This window comes from Nocardia cyriacigeorgica, assembly GCF_010858045.1.
GTDB lineage: Bacteria > Actinomycetota > Actinomycetes > Mycobacteriales > Mycobacteriaceae > Nocardia > Nocardia cyriacigeorgica_E.
This window is the reverse complement of record NZ_JAAGVC010000251.1, coordinates 1-314: the sequence shown is the minus strand read 5'-3', so window position 1 is coordinate 314 and position 314 is coordinate 1. Positions and strand designations below refer to the sequence as shown.

1 protein-coding gene is annotated in these 314 nt (G+C 53.5%); it reads right to left on the bottom strand.

What is annotated here, in order from left to right; genetic code table 11:
• On the bottom strand, window positions 1-314 hold a 314-nt coding region (locus tag GV790_RS30840; protein ID WP_218586497.1), incomplete at its 5' end, for a hypothetical protein.

The following is a 314-nucleotide window of genomic DNA, read 5'->3' as shown; positions in this document are numbered from 1 at the left end:
CTATTTGAATACGCTGAGGAACCCAATATTCGAGTCGATGTAACCATACGCCGAGCTGTTTCCATAGATTCCGTCGTCGCAATCAACGAATGACCAGACCCCGAGGTTGAATGTATAGGTGCTTCCGGGATTCATCGTCCAGAAGACCGAGAGCGATGGATCATCCAGTGCGAACCCGTCCTGAAGATTTCCGCCTGATCCGACTTCTGCATTGCTGAGGCGAAGTCGCCAAATCTTGTGCAGGGGGGAGGCGGCGAGAAAATTCCCGTTCTCCAAGACAGTGAGCTCGACGCCACCCTCGCTCGTACCATCTC